This is a genomic window from Pradoshia sp. Z4_20, assembly GCF_058216035.1.
This window is the reverse complement of sequence record NZ_JBZAJD010000008.1, coordinates 1-17,547: the sequence shown is the minus strand read 5'-3', so window position 1 is coordinate 17,547 and position 17,547 is coordinate 1. Positions and strand designations below refer to the sequence as shown.

At 32.1% G+C, this 17,547-nt stretch carries 21 protein-coding genes; 5 read left to right on the top strand and 16 right to left on the bottom strand.

Annotation, left to right across the window (positions count from 1 at the left end; genetic code table 11):
• Positions 1-17 precede the first annotated feature (17 nt).
• The 6 genes from AC4BHP_RS15415 to AC4BHP_RS15390 form a co-directional block, all read right to left on the bottom strand.
• Positions 18-2,030, bottom strand: a complete 2,013-nt coding sequence (locus tag AC4BHP_RS15415; protein WP_490553244.1) for a TnsB C-terminal domain-containing protein — start codon at positions 2,028-2,030, stop codon at positions 18-20.
• On the bottom strand, positions 2,020-2,685 hold the full coding sequence (locus tag AC4BHP_RS15410) for a Tn7 transposase TnsA N-terminal domain-containing protein (protein ID WP_490553242.1): 666 nt from the start codon (positions 2,683-2,685) through the stop codon (positions 2,020-2,022). Before AC4BHP_RS15410 ends, AC4BHP_RS15415 begins: the two co-directional genes overlap by 11 nt.
• Positions 2,686-2,938: 253 nt before the next feature.
• Positions 2,939-4,114, bottom strand: a complete 1,176-nt coding sequence (locus tag AC4BHP_RS15405; RefSeq protein ID WP_490553240.1) for a DUF3800 domain-containing protein — start codon at positions 4,112-4,114, stop codon at positions 2,939-2,941.
• A gap of 121 nt (positions 4,115-4,235) precedes the next feature.
• A complete protein-coding gene (locus tag AC4BHP_RS15400) occupies positions 4,236-4,823 on the bottom strand; it encodes a hypothetical protein (RefSeq protein WP_490553238.1) in 588 nt (195 codons plus the stop codon).
• Between the two features lie 181 nt (positions 4,824-5,004).
• On the bottom strand, positions 5,005-5,199 hold the full coding sequence (locus AC4BHP_RS15395) for a hypothetical protein (RefSeq protein ID WP_490553236.1): 195 nt from the start codon (positions 5,197-5,199) through the stop codon (positions 5,005-5,007).
• Between the two features lie 299 nt (positions 5,200-5,498).
• Positions 5,499-5,795, bottom strand: coding sequence for a hypothetical protein (locus AC4BHP_RS15390; protein ID WP_490553233.1), 297 nt, complete (start codon positions 5,793-5,795; stop codon positions 5,499-5,501).
• A 197-nt stretch (positions 5,796-5,992) separates the two neighbouring features.
• On the opposite strand from AC4BHP_RS15390, the gene AC4BHP_RS15385 reads away from it, so the two are divergent.
• The 3 genes from AC4BHP_RS15385 (at position 5,993) to AC4BHP_RS15375 (ending at position 7,303) form a co-directional block, all read left to right on the top strand.
• Entirely contained in the window at positions 5,993-6,724 is a 732-nt protein-coding gene (locus AC4BHP_RS15385) for a hypothetical protein (protein ID WP_490553232.1), read from the top strand.
• Positions 6,721-6,921, top strand: a complete 201-nt coding sequence (locus AC4BHP_RS15380; protein WP_490553229.1) for a hypothetical protein — start codon at positions 6,721-6,723, stop codon at positions 6,919-6,921. The genes AC4BHP_RS15385 and AC4BHP_RS15380 overlap by 4 nt, the downstream gene beginning before the upstream one ends.
• 67 nt (positions 6,922-6,988) lie before the next feature.
• Positions 6,989-7,303 carry a hypothetical protein gene (locus AC4BHP_RS15375; RefSeq protein ID WP_490553227.1) on the top strand — a complete coding sequence of 105 codons (315 nt, stop codon included), beginning with the start codon at positions 6,989-6,991 and terminating at the stop codon, positions 7,301-7,303.
• A 109-nt stretch (positions 7,304-7,412) separates the two neighbouring features.
• Here AC4BHP_RS15375 and AC4BHP_RS15370 read toward each other — a convergent pair whose 3' ends face one another.
• The 7 genes from AC4BHP_RS15370 to AC4BHP_RS15340 form a co-directional block, all read right to left on the bottom strand.
• Positions 7,413-9,392, bottom strand: a complete 1,980-nt coding sequence (locus AC4BHP_RS15370; protein WP_490553225.1) for an AAA family ATPase — start codon at positions 9,390-9,392, stop codon at positions 7,413-7,415.
• A 638-nt stretch (positions 9,393-10,030) separates the two neighbouring features.
• Positions 10,031-10,534, bottom strand: a complete 504-nt coding sequence (locus AC4BHP_RS15365) for a hypothetical protein (protein ID WP_490553223.1) — start codon at positions 10,532-10,534, stop codon at positions 10,031-10,033.
• Between the two features lie 29 nt (positions 10,535-10,563).
• A complete protein-coding gene (locus tag AC4BHP_RS15360; protein ID WP_490553221.1) occupies positions 10,564-11,043 on the bottom strand; it encodes a hypothetical protein in 480 nt (159 codons plus the stop codon).
• Positions 11,044-11,059: 16 nt separating this feature from the next.
• The gene (locus tag AC4BHP_RS15355; protein ID WP_490553219.1) at positions 11,060-11,761 is read right to left on the bottom strand and encodes a hypothetical protein; all 702 of its coding nucleotides are present in this window, start codon (positions 11,759-11,761) and stop codon (positions 11,060-11,062) included.
• 354 nt (positions 11,762-12,115) lie between these two features.
• A complete protein-coding gene (locus AC4BHP_RS15350) occupies positions 12,116-12,652 on the bottom strand; it encodes a GNAT family N-acetyltransferase (RefSeq protein WP_139892843.1) in 537 nt (178 codons plus the stop codon).
• Positions 12,653-12,879: 227 nt separating this feature from the next.
• The gene (locus AC4BHP_RS15345) at positions 12,880-13,323 is read right to left on the bottom strand and encodes an NUDIX hydrolase (RefSeq protein ID WP_490553217.1); all 444 of its coding nucleotides are present in this window, start codon (positions 13,321-13,323) and stop codon (positions 12,880-12,882) included.
• 89 nt (positions 13,324-13,412) lie between these two features.
• A complete protein-coding gene (locus AC4BHP_RS15340) occupies positions 13,413-13,634 on the bottom strand; it encodes a hypothetical protein (protein WP_490553215.1) in 222 nt (73 codons plus the stop codon).
• Between the two features lie 721 nt (positions 13,635-14,355).
• Here AC4BHP_RS15340 and AC4BHP_RS15335 point away from each other — a divergent pair.
• The gene (locus tag AC4BHP_RS15335) at positions 14,356-14,658 is read left to right on the top strand and encodes a DUF2089 family protein (protein WP_151675531.1); all 303 of its coding nucleotides are present in this window, start codon (positions 14,356-14,358) and stop codon (positions 14,656-14,658) included.
• Positions 14,651-14,935 carry a hypothetical protein gene (locus AC4BHP_RS15330; protein WP_490553213.1) on the top strand — a complete coding sequence of 95 codons (285 nt, stop codon included), beginning with the start codon at positions 14,651-14,653 and terminating at the stop codon, positions 14,933-14,935. Before AC4BHP_RS15335 ends, AC4BHP_RS15330 begins: the two co-directional genes overlap by 8 nt.
• 280 nt (positions 14,936-15,215) lie before the next feature.
• On the opposite strand, the gene tsaA is transcribed toward AC4BHP_RS15330, so the two are convergent.
• The 3 genes from tsaA to AC4BHP_RS15315 all read right to left on the bottom strand — a co-directional run bounded on the left by tsaA (position 15,216) and on the right by AC4BHP_RS15315 (position 17,406).
• Positions 15,216-15,680 (bottom strand): tRNA (N6-threonylcarbamoyladenosine(37)-N6)-methyltransferase TrmO, encoded by a 465-nt coding sequence (gene tsaA / locus AC4BHP_RS15325; RefSeq protein ID WP_139892841.1) that lies wholly within the window; start codon positions 15,678-15,680, stop codon positions 15,216-15,218.
• 174 nt (positions 15,681-15,854) lie between these two features.
• Positions 15,855-16,364: a DUF6609 family protein gene (locus tag AC4BHP_RS15320; protein WP_490553211.1), complete on the bottom strand. Its 510-nt coding sequence runs from the start codon at positions 16,362-16,364 to the stop codon at positions 15,855-15,857.
• A gap of 553 nt (positions 16,365-16,917) precedes the next feature.
• On the bottom strand, positions 16,918-17,406 hold the full coding sequence (locus AC4BHP_RS15315; protein WP_490553209.1) for a tetratricopeptide repeat protein: 489 nt from the start codon (positions 17,404-17,406) through the stop codon (positions 16,918-16,920).
• Positions 17,407-17,547: the final 141 nt, after the last annotated feature.

The window sequence follows — 17,547 nt, the reverse complement described above, 5'->3', positions numbered from 1 at the left end:
ATTGATTTCCCACTTCCCTAATTATTAAAAATTCTCCTTGATTTATGATTTATAAATTTAGTGCGAGATTTCTTCAAGGGAATTACAACAGGATTTTCTTGAAGGCTGCTATTTTGAGATACATCAGGGTTATAATAACTTTCGTTATTACCATTGAATTCTTCTGGTATTATTAATGTTTCTTCTTCTATTTGTTTTTGCTCATTTTCTAATACTAATATAGAATTTCTAGCCTTTTTGCTATCTTTTGCTTTTACACGTAAGTGGTTAAAATAAATTTCTATAGGATCATCTTGATAAGTGAATGCGATTAAACCTTTTTGCTTTAATTTATTTATTTGTCTACGTATATCAATTGAATGCTTTTTTAATGACCACTTTCCCTTAGCACGTAATGTACCTATTTCTTCTCCGTTTTCTAAAAAAGCTTGTACATATCTTAAATCGTCAGGATTAATGAGTATGGTTATTTTTTTCATAACTAAATGCCAGCTATTTGCTAATAAGTCACTACGATATTCAACACCCATATAATATATATAAGGTCGTTTTCCTTTTTTGATATTTCCACGAACAGTAACTTCATGGCTTAATGTTATAAAATGTATTCCTCCTCTAATCTCCTCTGGTAAGATCAGTGGTTCCATTTTTCTTTCTCTTATTCTTTGTCTCATCACTTCTAGGGGGGTTAAATAATTTGTACCTTGTTGTCCAGTACCGTTTCTATCAGCAATCAAAACTTCTATCAGTTCTATTATTTCATCAACTGTAATTTTATAACGTTTAGCTGCCTTTTCAGGATCCTTTCTTCTTGGGTCTTTCGGATTACTTCCAGTGGTATTAGGTAATCTATGAAACCCATTCTCCTCCAATAAATCAAAAAACTTTTCAATAAATGGCCTTCTGGTAGGTGTACCAACTGGACCGGTATTAACAGAACATCCAATATTCCTTTTAAGCTTATCTTTTACTTTTATTGCTAAGTTAGCTTTTGCGTTATCAAAAGCTATTTCCTCCCAAACAGCATATTTTGTTTCAGGTATAATATCTGAATGGAATCCTCCATGAGTCGGATATGATAAACCACTGATTGTAAAATCTATAGGTTTCCAAGGAATTACAGCATTACGGACGCATTTTAGCACATCATATGCAGAATATTCTTGTTTTAAACAAACACTATATCCCAAGATAACTCTTGTTGCAGTATCGATTATGGTTAATATCCATATCCTGTGAATAACATCAATGATTTTGTCACCTTCTATCGTCTCATATTCTATAGAGAAGATAGCGTCAATTTTATGACCATCAAATTCGACTCGCTTAAACGGTCTTTGTTCAAGAATTACATTTTGTTCTCCAATTCCTGTACTTCCATATAGTGTGGTAGCATCGCCACCATATCTATTTACTGACTCAGACGAGTATTTGTTCTCTAAGTCTTTAACATACCTATACAAGGATCTTCTCCCTAAGTCAGTAGTGTTAAATGGATAATCTCCCTTGCTTGGATCAATTCCTGCAGCTTTACAAAGCTTAATAAATTTTTTGTGTAAGTATTTAACCCGTGTAATTGGTTCGGATATATCTCTTTTGTTTCTTTTTAAGTAATAGTTATCAATCATTTCTTTAATTACAGGATGCCTTTTTAACAATAGAGAAAAGGCCCCTTTTAAATTAATTTTATTACCTTCAGTATCAAAACCATCAATTATTTTCTGCCTTTCAAAGGGTTTAATTCTTTTATTGGGAATTAATGCTCTGTATCCAAATAATTGGCCATCTGTATCTAATTCCAAGCAATTCTTCGCCCACCGGATTAGGTGTTGCTGACTTATATTATTATCTCGGCATATGTCCTTAACTTTGAGATTTCCGTCAAAATATTGATCGATTGCTACTTTTCTAATTAAAAAATTCTGTTGGTCTTTCTCCGCTAAATTTTCTATTAACACTTGTGGCCATTTTGTTCTATCTAATAATGTTTTATCTACTCCTTCTAGTTCAAAGAAACGTCTATACGTCATCAATCCACACCTCAGTTTCATAACCTAGGATTTTTTCTGTTAAATTAGATTTAATTGATTCTTGATAAATTAGGTTATATAAAATTTCTTTTAGTCGGTTTTTGTTAATAGAGGGTAACTCTTTCTCCAACAACTCTATTTTTTGGGGGGTAGATGATAATATCTTTCTAATCATATTTATTTCAAAAACTGTCGGTTCGTTGCATAAATTTAGATAGGGTAAGATTGTTTTTTTATTATTTAAAAAAATAATGTTAGATCGAATATCAACTTCAGTTTTCACTGTGTATTTAAAATTTCTTTTTTCACACCAATCTTTTTGAAGAGCAAATTGTTTCATAACTCTATTATATTGTTTACTGCTCGAAACCAAATCTTTTGTGTATTTAATCTCTACAAATTCTTGAACGCTATTGCTCCATAGTATCCACATATCAAATATTGAACTTGCTTTTTTACCCTTATACATACCTTCAATTTGTAAAGGCTGTTCGCAAAAATTAATCACTTTAGAGTCTGTTTCTATAAGTACCCAATGTTCATATTCCAAGTCACTATAAAAATTCACATCACGTTTCAATTTAGTACTATAAGCATCCCAAAAATTACTTCCAAAGTGGCTTCTTCCGTTGACAGGGATTGGAGTTTGATACATATAAATATTACCTCCAATAAAGATTGATATATTGAATAATAGTTCGTCATAAAGTTTGTCAAATCCTTTGGTGAATTTAGACGTTATTTTAGAAGTTCTGTATATTTGTGTTTTATTAAGGCGAACTTAATGAAAGTTTATCCATAATAAACAAAAATTAGAGGTTTTTATTAAAAATAGTTCAATAAAAAATAGCCTCGTGTAAGCTCAGGCTATTTTTACCCATATGTATTTTAGAGACAAATAATATTAATTAATCAAACATAAATAATACTGGATGATCATAATTTAAATCTAGTTTATTGTGTGCATCAACCTCATCCACTGAGTACTTTATTTCTTTAACATGTAAAGAATCTAATATGTAATCTGCGAGCTTATCCTTATTATTGACCGTAGTACTATTGATATTATATTTTCTATTGAGAGCAGCAATGTATAGGTCTGTGAATTGTAGAAATACATCATTCTGAGAATCCATTGGTCTCAATTCATTTAAAACAAGCTGTTCCTTATAATGTAATTTGAATTTGTCTTGTATATTCTGTTTCATTTCCTCAATCATCAGTTCACTATCTCCATCGTCGTCTTTGGTTACATTAATTTGTCTCGGCAATTCAATCCGAGCAGTAATAACCTCGTGTTCTGCTCCCAGACGAATTAATTGATAGTAAAGTTTAAATAGTAGTTCTTGAGTTTTCACTTTTTGTATTCGGCTTCTCTTTACTGCAATAGTTTTGAAACTAACCATTTCACTATTAGCCAGTATTAAATTGAAAAACTCTTTATAAATATTTAGTTCTTGTTCACTTTTATTATTCAAATTTTTAAAATGAAATTCATCTGGAACTTTAATTCTATGTTTTTCTTTTTCACTTTTCCACTGGATGACACTTCTCATTATTTTTGACATTAACTTATCATCTAATGCCCAGATACTTCCTACCATCAAATAATCATCATTTTTGCCAGTTTCATCACAAAAAATATTGATATTACTAAAGGAAGGTTTGTTTTCAACTTGAAATTCTTTTTGTTCTTCTTCTAACATACGTCTTTTTTTCCTTACTTCTTCATCAGCTAAAAAAAGATTATATTCATTCTGAATTTTTGCCCTAGCTCTCGAAAGAGAAGTTAGCTTTGTCAATTTAAACAGTCTGTTCAAAGAAATAAAGTCACCTGTTAATCCCTCGTATATTTGCCAATACCGTATTTGTAATTTGATATCTGAATTTCTAGAGTCACGATAGCGGTTAAGAATATTAGCAACTTTCAAAGTTAAATTTTTATCATCACCTAGCTGCACTGCTTTCCATAAAGCATCACCTTTTCTTTTTTTCTCTAATGCTTTTTCTATATCTTCCTGCTGTTCTACTTCATCACTAAGGACTTCATCGTTTATCTGATCAAGGATATCTTTGTTTTGCATCTGAAAGCACCTCCTATTATATGGTTTCTAGAAGCACAACAAAATCCCTCTTGTATTTACATAATTTTTAAATATAAATTCAAATAAACTGTCCATAAAATATAATGCGCCGATCCGCTAGTTAATTGTCTATTCTTCTGGAATCTAAAAATCTTTGGTATGCCTCTTCATCTTGAAGCATCTTAAAGTACTCTATGTCTCTCTGGGCATTTATGATTTGGTATTCTTGACCTTTTACTGAATTGTAAGGAATCTGTGAGGAAATTAATCCGTTAATTAATTCTGTTATTGGTTCGCCAATTGCCTTTTTAAAATTAAATCCCAATATTTGAAGAATATTAAATATTTCTTTTGAAAGAAGGGGTTTAAATAGTTCTAAATTTTGTCTGTTACTTTCTACATCGTCTTGATTACCACTTTCAAGTAGTTTCTCAAGTAAAGGTAATATGTTTGTTGTAATATATCTAATATCCTCTTCTGAAATCTTCTGTGATATAAGTTGCTCATCGTAAGTTTGAGCAATGGATATAAGTTCGTTTTTCTCAGAAATCAAGTTATTTATGATTTCCTCCAAATTATTAATCGTTTCTTCATCGCTATTTTTTGCTTTTGTGGCTCTTATTTTGTCACTTATTGCTTGAGTACTGCTTTGAGCTAAATACTTACCGAGAGCAAGACTAGCTTTAAGTAATTCTGGATTTTCAATCATTAAGAAATCATCTCCTTTTTAGTTAAATATATTCCACAGAAAAGGTGCATTTCCTGCATTTTTAATAGTTTAAGCAACAAAACAACACCTTCTACAATAATATTGATCATAAAAAAAGAAGTGGATAGCCACATCTTTTTAACACTATATTCATATCTAACTTAGAGAAATTTTAGGGTAATCAAACTTTAACAGCTTCGTCGATTGGCGCAAACCATCGGGCTGGTATTTTCCCCACACGATGAGACCAAACAGTATAACCTTTATCGCTAGTTTTCTCTATTGGGGTGATTAGACCATTTTTCCTTCGCCAAATAGCCGCGCACCTGACCGGTACCCTTTTTAAGACGAGCTTAAGGAGTTCTCCACTCACCATATCAAATATGCCTCCTAAGAGAGTATGAAGATAGCATGCTTAGATTAAGTGTGATATGCACCCTTAACACCCCAGTCCTTACACCTAAAAGGAATGGTATAACTTCTACAATCCCAATTAATAATACCGTCTTTTTCATTTTAATCACGTCATTATAATATACAGCGCGCTGCTGCTAACGGAGTACTAAAGCTGCTCAGTCTTTATGGTGGTGTTCCATGTCACTATTCCGCGCTACCTAGCCATTTTAATTATTTCATCGTCATTCAGATAATTATATAAATTTACCATATTTTACCTCATTTTCTTGACTTGTACTTATAATTAAATCCCCGCTTGATAATCTTATGTAGATCATCTTTTGCTATAGAACGGATTACACCTGTCACATCTTGAGGAATTACATCACGCTTACTGATTTTAATTTTCCTTCGGTTTAATGCATCAGCAACCCTCTGAGCACTTCCTAAATAAGCATACTCCTTTAAGATTAGCTTTTCGATAGTGTCGGCCTCATAATTCTCAACCAAATCGATATAGTTGTGTAACCATTTGATTTCCTCTTGAGCTTTGTCTACTGTGACGAATGTTCTCATTGTCAGCCCTCCTTGATGAAAGAATTCGACAATATATGCGTTTTCCCTTGTGTCTAAATTGTGTATTGTTTTGATGAAAAAGTGCAAATTTATCTTTTTGATGATAAATTAAAATATTAGTTGTTTTGACCAGGTTGAATGTGATAATAGATTTATTATCGGAATAAAAACAGATTCAAATATAGGGAGTGAATAGGATGAAAAATCCTACTTATCATTGGGGCGATAAGGTCCAGTTTCGGTTTAATGGAAAAGATGAACCATTAGAGGGTATCATCGAGATAGTGGATGCAAACGGTACGTTCGGACAGAATGAAGAACCGTCCTATGATATTGCTGTTCCGGAGCATGATAATTGCTTATACAAGCATATAAGAGAATCAGACATTCTTCAAAAACTGCCACAGGAACCAGTAACGAGAGGCATCTTGCAATATGATCCACAAGATGATGTGTACAGCGTTTTATATAGCAGGGATGGTTATGCTGCTTTAATAAACAATCCTTTATTCATGGAAATTCGTATTGTTGGCACCAGAGAATGGTTGGGAGCTTATATGGTGGACTTAAAATCATGGCTTGGGAAAGCTGTAGAAATCCGCAGTATGCCATCTTATTTAATGGTTTGGCACTTAGGATACGCCCATCAGGACGATACAGATATGATTTATGAAGTCTATTATGAAGATGCCAACGTGACTTTATATGAGGGTGGATTTGTCATGTGGAAGCCAGAGAACCTACTTTTAAAAGGTGGTAAACAACACGTTCTAGCGGAATACTCCACGGAAAGAGTATTTCGTTGGGATGTCCGGGATGGAGTTATGCGTTTATGTTTGGGTAAGGTTCATGCTCCGGACAAAAGAACCCTTATATTAGCAGAGGAACATTTAAAAATGCTTGCAGATAGAAAAGAGAAAAACAAATGATAGATGCAGATATGATTAAAACATTGGATGACAGTTCATTAAAATGGTACGGGAAGCATATTACCCAGTTTCATCAGGAATGTTTGAAATTTGATAAATGCTATGCCGGAGATCCGCATCGTATTTTTCATGAACACTTCAAAGAACTGGAACAACTACTAACAGATGAAATCAAGAGAAGGAAACAGATGGAATAATAACAAATAACAACTATTACCAATAAATAATAAGTATTTAGTTGAACGTTATGCAAGGATGGTTTATATGAGAAAGAAAATTATTATCATGCCAGATACCAAGAAGATATTAGAGCAGATGGGCGACCAAATCAAAGAAGCCAGACTACGGCGGAACATTCCGACAGAACTTGTAGCGGCAAGGGCAAGCGTAAGTACAGCAACCGTAAGAGCTGTCGAAAAAGGTTCTCCGTCCGTTTCTATGGGCGCTTATGCTGTAGTTCTTCATGCTATACAAGGCATGGATAAAGACCTGCTTTTAATAGCAAAGGATGAACGCCTAAAAACAGCCCATAAGGAATTAGGGATAGAGCCTAAAAAAAGAGCATATTTCAAAAAGTAGTGATAAATTGAGATCGTTTTACGAGTAATTTTGATGGATATGGTCTGTTTTTATTACTATTTGTAAGATAAACACAAAAAGAACATCCAATTAGGATGTTCTTTTAATTTCACTCTATTATCGGTTCTGGTTTAAGAACTTCTTTTGGTTTTCGAACTATTTTTTTTGGTTTTCGAATCTTTTTTGGTTTAATAACATCAATAAGAGCATTTTCTATTGTTTCTGGTGTTTCCTCATGAATTAATAAAAATGAGTTGTGAAAAATTGTTTCCATAATTGTTTTCCAATCGCCAGACACACTATCCCAATCACTACCCCAGTTTGAATTCAAATATCTGTATGCTCTATAAGGTTTTTCCGAGGATGGTGCTTGATACCCTAAGATATCTTCTATACAATCCTCAAGTATACATAAACGCTCTTCTCCCACAACGTCTAAAATTGGCTTGTTAAATATTTCAGCACCTTTAACTCCAGAATCTTTATCATGAATAACGTAAGGTTTTAGACCCATGGCATTTAGGAACTTAACTAATGAGATGATAGAAGCTTTACCCCTTGCTTTAACTACATGCCAATTATGTAAAATGTCTTTTCTTACGCTTAAAGGCATTCTTCGAATAGTTTCTCTTATTACGATATCTTCTGTATCACCCTCGACTATTAAAATATTCTTAACAAAGAATATTTTAGATACATCATCATCCATACGTACAATCATTTTAACAAATGTTTTATCATCAACTGTTAATGTTTTGAAGGCATCGGTTATGTTAAATGGGTTTACAAGTGTATTTTCTAGGGTGTACACCTTATCCCCATTAGAATACTGCGCATTCTGAGTGTGGAAATGATTTAATACCTGTTCTGATTTTCTACCCAAATCTATCATAAAGGGTGAATGTGTTGTACATATTATTTGATGGTTTTCTGTGTTTGCTAATTCATAAATTGTATCTCGCATCTGATGAGCAGCATTAGGATGAAGATAAATTTCAGGTTCTTCAAATCCTATTATTAATGGACGTTTCTGAACGGCATTATTTCTCATATTTCTGTACCTTAACATTGCGAAGACAGCTGATCTTATTACGCCTGTTCCTTGATTCTCTATCCGTGTGCTTACACTATTACTCATTGTTACTTCAAATAATGGCTTAATACTTTTATTAGCGTCTGATAGGTTAGCCTTAGCATTTAACTTTGTATTGGGAAAAACGCCCTCTAAAATACTATTTAATTCATTCATCATTTTACCAAATTCTTTTGTATCATCATTAGGATCTAATTCAGTTTCTAGTAGAGCTAAGTGTTCCTGTGCTGCTAAAAAATGAACAGAGGAATTCCGAACATCTTCAAATAAACTATTTAATGTTTTTAATAATGCGCCACTATTCCCTGATAATTCATCTATCTTGTCCTGTGCTGGTATTAGTAAGAAACTAGGTAAACGGGAGAGAACAACCCCTGGAATTCCACCAGGATTATGAAACCATTCTTCTTCGCCAGAATCATCGAGTTCGTATAGCTCATCTAAATTTTCTAAAACCTTTTTCTGCGCTTGCATTAGATTCTTTTCCTTATCAAAATCTCCCAAATGGTCTTCGACAAGTTGTGGGTCTAATCCATTCTCAATGTACTGATTTAAAGTTCTACAAGATACAAAACATTCTTTTAGTTCACGCTTAACTTGTTTCATTTCAATTTTAACATTAAGATCTTTTTCATAAGTCTTTTTATAAAATATGCAATATCCAGTTTCATCTGGACAAAGTGAAGTATCGTAATTAAAAACTCTTCCTTTAAGTCCCTGCCAATTCTTTGACTCTTCCGGGCAATCTCTAAACTCTGCAGTAAAGATTACTTTATTTGTTAATCTTATATTACTATTGTCCTCGGGATTGAGTATGCTAAAAAAATCATCATCCGATTCTATTTTTTTAACATCTTTCAAAAGATATTCCAAAGCTTTAAAAACTGTACTTTTACCAATATTATTTGCACCTATTAAAAATGTGGTTGATCCGAAAAATATTGTAATATCTTGGTGTTTTCTTAAACCCTCTATACGTAAACTATGTAGCTTCATTAAGATATTCCTCTCTTCTTTTATGTAAAATTTTGGTTTAATACCTCCATTATATAACAAATAATTGTAAATAATCTTATATTTTACAGGTGCATGATAAATTAACATAGTCCTATAAGCAATATTAGGTAAAGCAAATACATTCTTGTCAAAAACAAACAAAGACAACACATTTATGTACGTAGATTTACGACACAATTGTGTTGTCTTTGGTTAAAATTATAATCAATTAGTAGGTTTTTTTGAGTCAATACATTTATGTCATTAGTCAACTACCTCTTCTTCTGACTAATGACATATAGATATATGATATTCATGCATACCTTATATCAGATACTATCCCTAATTCATCTTTTTCAAATCCGAATTGAAAGAAAGCACTTAGCAAAGTTGATTAATCAACGATTTGAGAGTAATGTCATCTTTAATCTGAGACTTTGATAACACAGTATTCGCGTATTCCATGCTTTCTATAACATGTGAAGATAGAGTGTTTATAACAAAGAATAAAGATATTCTTTTCAATAACTCATCACCTCAAATATGACATATTATGTTAACTCTTTCTGCTAAAAGGGCTTTTAGGAGAAAGAGTTAAAGGCGTAAAAAAGTGTAATTTTGTCTCGTAAATATGATTATTAAGGCTTGCTTTTATCATCCACATAGACCCATTCTTCTGATATCACTGTATCCTTATTCGCCTCTTGGAACCTATCCATAAATGCTTCGGCATATTCTTTAGCCATTGGGTCTAAATTCTCCGTATCTCCCTCTGTAAACCGTATATTAGAAAACTCGGTTAAAGATTCAAGCTCTTTTCTGTCATCATTTTTATATGTGATTTCCCTTACATAGCCACTTCCATCTTGCTTTTCTTGTATGATGACTATTAAATTCTTTACTTCGTCGTGCTCATTTACCTTGTAAGTATCTTCTATCTCTCCTTCGTCGTCCTTTGTTATGATCCTACCGTCTGAAACATAATAATGAACATCCTCAGCTTTATTTTCCCAGTGGCCATACAAGGATTTCTTTACATTGCTGGTGTCTCTTTTGTCGCCTCCACTGCTTTTATCGTCGCTGCCACATGCAGCTAGAACAACCATCATCAATATTAAAATAAAAAACAAGGACCTTTTCATTAGAAACCTCCAATAAATATAGTTATTCTTTATTCATTCATAAAATCATACACAACTTCTCCACCTTGGGATAACGTAAGATATTTTTTATGGGCTATATACCACAATCCAATGCTATACTCTTCGTCCAAATTTAAGCTCATAACTCTAAATTCTTCTACTACCCTTTCCCATTGTTCCAGTCTTGTAGGAAGGCGATTTGTTGTTCCTAACACGACACTATTAAAACTATGAGCTGTAGGTGTGATTGCAAATGTTTTTGTTTCTTCATCATATGTGACTTCCATTTCCGTTTCCTCATCTTCATATTTTTCCTTCAAAAAGGCTAAATAATATTCAGGCGGTTTGATCTCTTCCACAACTATTTCGTTTATTAGTTCATCGGATTCATCTTTTAAGTCATCTTGCTTCGAATACTCAATTTTTTGCATATCATTTTTACTCGTTTCCTGGCTACAACCAACTAAAGTAATCATCAAACCCATCATAAAAATTACCGTTTTCCTCATTGAATCCTCCCACTGTTCATTTATTCCATCTATCCATTACATAATCGATATAAATCTGATTTGCTTCCGATTCAGATACACCGAATTTATCAGCTGCCATTTTACTAATCATGGGGTCATGTGTTTCTGGATTGTAGGCTTCTCCATAATTCGTTATACTATTGAATTCATTTTTCATGTAATTATAGATTTCTGCTTCTGATATAACAGGAGTCAAACTTTCTTCAGAGCTACTAACTTGCTCTTCTATTTCATCCCCAGTGGTAATAGTAGTCCCGTTTTTAACGAGAGTATAGTTTTCTTTTAAAAATCTATATTGGTCTACATCTGTTTTTATGAGGATATCCCTAATTTGACAGTCACTATTCCCGCAATAAATTCGACCACTTCTATCTAAGTCCATGGGATCATCAAAATCACTTTTGTAAATCCCGGTCAAATATTTAAGCTTGTTGTTGTCTGGGATGTTGTTAAAACTACCTTTTAAGAATATAACCAGGTCTATTGGATAGTCATATTCTTTGGTTTTCTCGCGATCACCAATTTCATAACTGACCTCTTCTACATATGTACCTATACTAGATGCTTCTATGACATCGGATATATCTTCTTTTATCTCTTTATTTAAAGCTTCTTCATCTGGTTTAGGTACATATAAGAATAAGTACCATAACATTATTGAAATGCTAATAATTCCAAAAGCTATTGTTTTCTTCACAATGCTACCCCTTACTTGAAAATTAGGACTTATTCACTAAATGTATTCGGCAAACGAATCAAATATCCTTTTGAAAAACAAAATAAAGTCTCTATTTCTTGGATATTCAATACCAATAAACCTGCGTGACCCGTTTTAAGTTTTTTGTCCTATTGTTCGGAGACATTTATCTCATATTAAGACTTTTTTGAGCATGGTTATTTATTCAATTAATTAATGTTGGTTATTTTTAATGATGGCTGTTTTCGTAAAGATTGTTGCTAAGGACATAAAAAAGAGACAGCTTTTTACTGTCTCAATTGTTCAACTAAAGCCCCCGTTAGTTTAAGTATATTCATTCACAAACAAAGACAATTACAATAGTAACTTTTCGTAATCACTTTTAAGTATTGCCATAATAATTTCATCTGAATATGCTTTATTGTAATATAAGGACTGACGTAAGACGCCTTCTTTTACAAATCCAACTTTTTCATACGCCCTGATTCCACGTAAATTTTGACTAAATACTTCTAACTGTAAACGATTTAAATTGAGTTGATCAAAAACAAAACTTAGAACTATATTGATTGCTTCAGTTCCAAAACCTTTTCCTGTTAATGAAGTAGAAGCCATTGATATTCTAAATCCTGCCTTTTTATTCTCCTCATCAATATCGTATATTGATAATTCCCCAATCATTTCATCACTACTTTTTAAACAAATAGCGAAATCATAACGACTAGAATCATTATTTATATTATTTATATGTGTCTTAATTTGTTGTAATGAAAAATTAAAAGTAGTCCCAGTCATATAACGTATTTCTTTATCCAGCGTACTTCCTAATATAATAGGGGCATCTGACTCGCAAAGCAGTCTTAAATAAATTCTCTCGCTCTCTAATCTCATTTAATTATTCTCCTTTATTCTCTTGTTTCAAATTGTTTAGAGTATATGTACTTACTTCGATTACATTAATCTATTAGGGCTATGATATAAAAAAGACAAATTATATAAGTTTTATACATAACATAATAAAATGGAGTATCACTAAACTGCCCCTTTACTTCAATAAGAAGTTCAACATAAAAGGCCATTAATCCTTCTTAGATCAATGACCCCGATAGCTCAATAATTCATATCATTTTTAGAGCTTTGTTTACTGCCCAAATCTGATGATCGTGAAATAATTTTTCTACTGCTTGAATTGGTTCAGCCCATATAAGAAAGTTATCCTCTTCTGTTGGTTCGCTTACTTGCAATCCCATTTCACATAAATAAAAATGACCTTCACTAAGGTAATATTTACATTCATTTGTTGAAAAGAAATATCTCTGAGCACACCCGATGAAACGTCCCAATTCTATATCCATTCCCATTTCTTCTAATGCTTCCCTTTTCATACACTCTTCGTGTGTCTCAGTATTTTCTATTCCTCCGCCAGGAAGAAAATACTTACCATCACCTGTTTCAATTATTGCGATTTTATCCTTCTGTTTATTAAACATTAGACAATAAACGGCAGGTCTTAATATATATTCTTTATCCTCTTCTTTTTGCCCAAATGTTATGACAGCCATATACAATATCCCCCAATACCAATACCAATACCTTTGTAATACCAAATCAATTATTCTTATTGAGCTAAACTGCCCCTTTTGTTCATTAACTAATTAAATAATTTGAAGGCACCAAACCCCATAGCATATCCTCCGCCAATACCCATAATCACGCCCCAAATTGTCCATTGTGAAATGTAAATGCCAAACATAAATGCCAATAACCCTAAAAATCCTACTAGCACCATTTTTTTATTCATAACAGCCCTTCCCATTATCTCGAATATTTCCCCACACAATATTGTTATCCAAATTACAACAACTCTCTTCAACTAAACTGCCCCTTTAGCAGCATAAGAAAAGACCGTCAATTTGACAGCTTTGATCTTCGGCTATCGTCAGTTAAAGTTAAAGGTTTAAAATGCTAAAAGTGATACGGTTAAATAAAAAACTGCAAATAGAAATGCTACAAACATAATTAAAGTACCTTGAGTTATAAAAAAAGTATTTATCATATTTTTCTTTTTGTTTATGGCATATTCTTTAGCGAAAGATAGATGAAATGGAATACAAATTATTGAAAAACAAAAACCAACACTCAGGCAGATTAAAACAAATTGAACGAATATGGGTACATTCGTTTCAAAAAAGAAATCTGATAACCCGAATAAGGGTATTCCATACCAAAATCCGACTGTAAGAATCAATACCATTAAAGTAATTAAAGATAAAAATATATTGTTTTTCATTGTTCGAAAATAAAACCGCATTTTGATACCCCTTTATCCCTTGGACTTAAAACTCCCATTTTCTTTATCTCGTCTATTGTAAAAATTCCACTTAGATATATTAAAATCCTTCTTCCGCTACCTGCCCCTTTACTTCCATAAGATAAGAATAGACTTATACCAGTTCTGAATCCTAAGCTATTGCTTACTTCAATTGAATAAGGTATCAACAAAAATTAATTACCCTTTAATAAAATTTAATTTTTATTTGATTTTATTAATAAATATGTTAATATTTAGTTAAATTTTATAAAGGAGGGATATTTTGGATAAAAATGAAGTGCCCAATTGGCTCTTGTCTTTGGAGAAAGAAGACATTGAGTTTATTAAGAATTTTGTTATAAATTCCGGTTCATTAAAGGAGATAGCAAAATATTACCAAGTCTCTTATCCAACCGTTAGACTTCGGTTAGATAAACTGATACAAAAAATTGAGGTTAATGACAGTATAGAAAGTGAAGAATTTATAGGTTTCATCAAGAAACTTTCAATTGATGATCGAATTAGCTTAGAGGATGCAAAATTAATCATTGATAAATATAAAAAGGAGGTGAGAATAAGTGAATGATTGGTATGTATTATTGATAGCTTTATTAGCGTTTGGTATTCAATATTTTTTATCAACTAGGATTAAATTGTATTGGGGTTCTATTTTACCGATTGTATATTTGGCGATGTTAATATATATCCAAATTTCCGGGATAATGGAATATTCGTTAATACAAATAATCCTCTTCGCAATTGTAGGTGAACTGTTTCTGATAGGATATTGGGTTACTGGCAGAAGAAGAGTAGATAATAACCGCAAAAAGGAACTAACTAAGATGAGGGCTTATGACATATAATTAGATCTGAGTCCAGGATAAATTTGGTATACCTTACTGAATAAATGCATACCTTTAAAACCCTAATAGTATGATTACTATGCTTGGATATTTAAAGATATAAAATAGAAGAGAAGAACAAGTTGATTATTTACTGATACCTCTTGTTCTTCTTGCACTAACCTGCCCCGTTACTCCAATAAGGAATTCAACACTAAAAGGCATTAATCCTTCTTAGATCAATGCCCCCTTTAGCTCAATAAGGAAAACACCTTATTTTTAGACCTGAACGTTAGTTCTTTTAAGAGTTCCAATATCTATCCATCAAAGATATTGACCAATTTGGTTGTTTCACTTCACCTTTTGGCAAAAACTCTTTCATTACTGGTTTGATATCAATTATAGGAGTTCCATCTATTGCATCTAATCCTTTTACAATCAATTTATTATTGTTTCTTTCTAAAAGTTCTACAATAGTAACTCCTAACTTATTAGGTCTATTTTTACCCCTTTGTGCAAAAATACCAACTTTAGGATACTCTTTATTATTTCTTGGATGTCTTGCTTCAAATTGAATATTATCATCTGCAACCTTATCAAAGAAAAAAATGATTTCTAAATGAGAGAATTCATTAATACCTTCTAAAGAAGATTCACTCATATTGTCTGCTAACTCAATAGTTGAAATAACTGAACCCCAATTATCGTCTTCAATAGCTTTACGATTATTATTCACTTTCGCTATTGGAACAATAGAAATTTGCAAAGTTACTCCTCCCTACAACTCCTTTTTAAATCCTTGAAGTAGATATTTCTATATGGTTTCAAAAATATCCTTCTGCCACTAACCTGCCCTTAGCTGTATAACAGTAAACGTGATAACTCAGCTCCTTAATTATATAGTAATGGCAGTTAACGGGCATTTTCAAAGACCAACCATTTAATGCCTCCTATTAAATAACATTCTAAATCCTATACCAATTTTTAGGGTTCCATCAATCAATGCAACTACTAAAAAGGGAATGTTGACTATAAGGATGCCTAACAATCCATTGATAATTGTTAACACACCTAAAACAATCATCAGTTTCCCTTGGGAAAAATAAAAACCAAAAAAATGTATACCAATAACAATTAAAATGGATAACCAAAGTAGTCTTAAATTATCAAAACCAATAAAAAGTCCACAAATGGTACACAAAATAATAGTAACTATTATCGTGATATTATCCATTTTATCTTGAAACTTCGAGTTATTACCGTATGCGAGTTTTCGATTTAAGTACGGCAGTACAAATATTAAAACATATCCTAGTGAATAACCAACTCCTAAGATAAAAGGTTGTATTAAAAGTTCGCCACCACTAATTGCTGAAACTATTATAATTACACCAATGTAAACTAACCATACTCCGCAAGTTCTTTGTGTGTTATACTCCCTATTCTCCATATTTCTCCTTCCTTTATTTTAGTATCTTATAGTAAATATTCTCTATCTTTATGTAACATTCCTTCTTTCACTAACCTGCCCCGTTAGTAGCATAAAAAAGACCGTCAATTTGACAGCCTTGATTTCAGTTATCGCCTTAGCTTAATTCAACCTTCATCATTTAGATGCTGGAATTGGTACTAGCGAAACTAATTTTAATATCCCAAACGAAATACCAAAGATAATAAATAATTCAATAAATTGGTAAAACCAACCTTCAACAGTTGTTTGTACAGTTGCATTTACTACAAGTAATGTGATAACTAATGCTGTCGCAGACATAAATAGATTATTTTTGAGAAAAGACAAGATATCCCCTCTTTCTTAAATATTTCCTGGGAGTAGTTGATGAATTTGGTTATTTTTGTTTTTATTGTAACATTTTATAAAAATTAATTAAATCCTTTGTAGAGCTAACCTGCCCCGTTTCTAAAATAAGAAGTTCAACACAAAAAGGCATTAATCCTTCTTTTTGGATCAATGCCCAGTTTGTTTAAGTACAACCTTTCACTTGCTATTTCCACATTTCATCTAATTTATCAGCATAGAAATTAATTGCTTTTTTATAACTCAGTATTTCAGAGTCTGTTGTGGTATCTATCAAGCATTTTAGTAAAAACTCCATAGCTTTTTTATGCTCGCTTAAATTATATAAGGTCATTGAATAAAACACTTGTATTGCTCTATTAGTCGGGAATAATTCTATTCCTTCTAAAAAGACCTTTTCTGATTTTTCATATTCCCCTAAAGTTCTATATGTACTTCCAAGTCCCAATATTGCTCCTTCTAAATCTTTACCTGATAACCCTTGCTTAATAGCCTTTTCATAGAAAGGAACTGCTTTTGACTCTTCTCCTAAAACATCAAAGCTCCAAGCACATTGGTAGTTAATAAACGCATTATCAGGATGTTCCTCTACCATTTTTAGTAGTATGTGATTTGATTCTTTCTTCTTATCCTCTTTTCGTAATTCAAGTGCTTTTACCAATTGTTCTTCATTCAATATTAATAAACTCCTTTTCAAAATGTATTTGATAACAAGTTCATCACATCACTTTGAAAATCCTTCTTCAACTAAACCAGCTAATAGGTTGTCAATATCTCTCTGTATATTTCATTTTTTTATATGCTATACTGTTTTTGG

What these genes read in the sequence shown, in the direction of transcription:
- AC4BHP_RS15400 (WP_490553238.1), bottom strand. Translation starts at nt 4,823, where the DNA reads ATGATTGAAAATCCAGAATTACTTAAAGCTAGTCTTGCTCTCGGTAAG.
- AC4BHP_RS15410 (WP_490553242.1), bottom strand. Translation starts at nt 2,685, where the DNA reads ATGTATCAAACTCCAATCCCTGTCAACGGAAGAAGCCACTTTGGAAGT.
- AC4BHP_RS15415 (WP_490553244.1), bottom strand. Translation starts at nt 2,030, where the DNA reads ATGACGTATAGACGTTTCTTTGAACTAGAAGGAGTAGATAAAACATTA.
- AC4BHP_RS15365 (WP_490553223.1), bottom strand. Translation starts at nt 10,534, where the DNA reads ATGAAAAGGTCCTTGTTTTTTATTTTAATATTGATGATGGTTGTTCTA.
- AC4BHP_RS15385 (WP_490553232.1), top strand. Translation starts at nt 5,993, where the DNA reads ATGAAAAATCCTACTTATCATTGGGGCGATAAGGTCCAGTTTCGGTTT.
- AC4BHP_RS15350 (WP_139892843.1), bottom strand. Translation starts at nt 12,652, where the DNA reads ATGAGATTAGAGAGCGAGAGAATTTATTTAAGACTGCTTTGCGAGTCA.
- AC4BHP_RS15345 (WP_490553217.1), bottom strand. Translation starts at nt 13,323, where the DNA reads ATGGCTGTCATAACATTTGGGCAAAAAGAAGAGGATAAAGAATATATA.
- AC4BHP_RS15360 (WP_490553221.1), bottom strand. Translation starts at nt 11,043, where the DNA reads ATGAGGAAAACGGTAATTTTTATGATGGGTTTGATGATTACTTTAGTT.
- AC4BHP_RS15405 (WP_490553240.1), bottom strand. Translation starts at nt 4,114, where the DNA reads ATGCAAAACAAAGATATCCTTGATCAGATAAACGATGAAGTCCTTAGT.
- AC4BHP_RS15380 (WP_490553229.1), top strand. Translation starts at nt 6,721, where the DNA reads ATGATAGATGCAGATATGATTAAAACATTGGATGACAGTTCATTAAAA.
- AC4BHP_RS15390 (WP_490553233.1), bottom strand. Translation starts at nt 5,795, where the DNA reads ATGAGAACATTCGTCACAGTAGACAAAGCTCAAGAGGAAATCAAATGG.
- AC4BHP_RS15395 (WP_490553236.1), bottom strand. Translation starts at nt 5,199, where the DNA reads ATGGTGAGTGGAGAACTCCTTAAGCTCGTCTTAAAAAGGGTACCGGTC.
- AC4BHP_RS15320 (WP_490553211.1), bottom strand. Translation starts at nt 16,364, where the DNA reads ATGGAGAATAGGGAGTATAACACACAAAGAACTTGCGGAGTATGGTTA.
- AC4BHP_RS15375 (WP_490553227.1), top strand. Translation starts at nt 6,989, where the DNA reads ATGAGAAAGAAAATTATTATCATGCCAGATACCAAGAAGATATTAGAG.
- AC4BHP_RS15370 (WP_490553225.1), bottom strand. Translation starts at nt 9,392, where the DNA reads ATGAAGCTACATAGTTTACGTATAGAGGGTTTAAGAAAACACCAAGAT.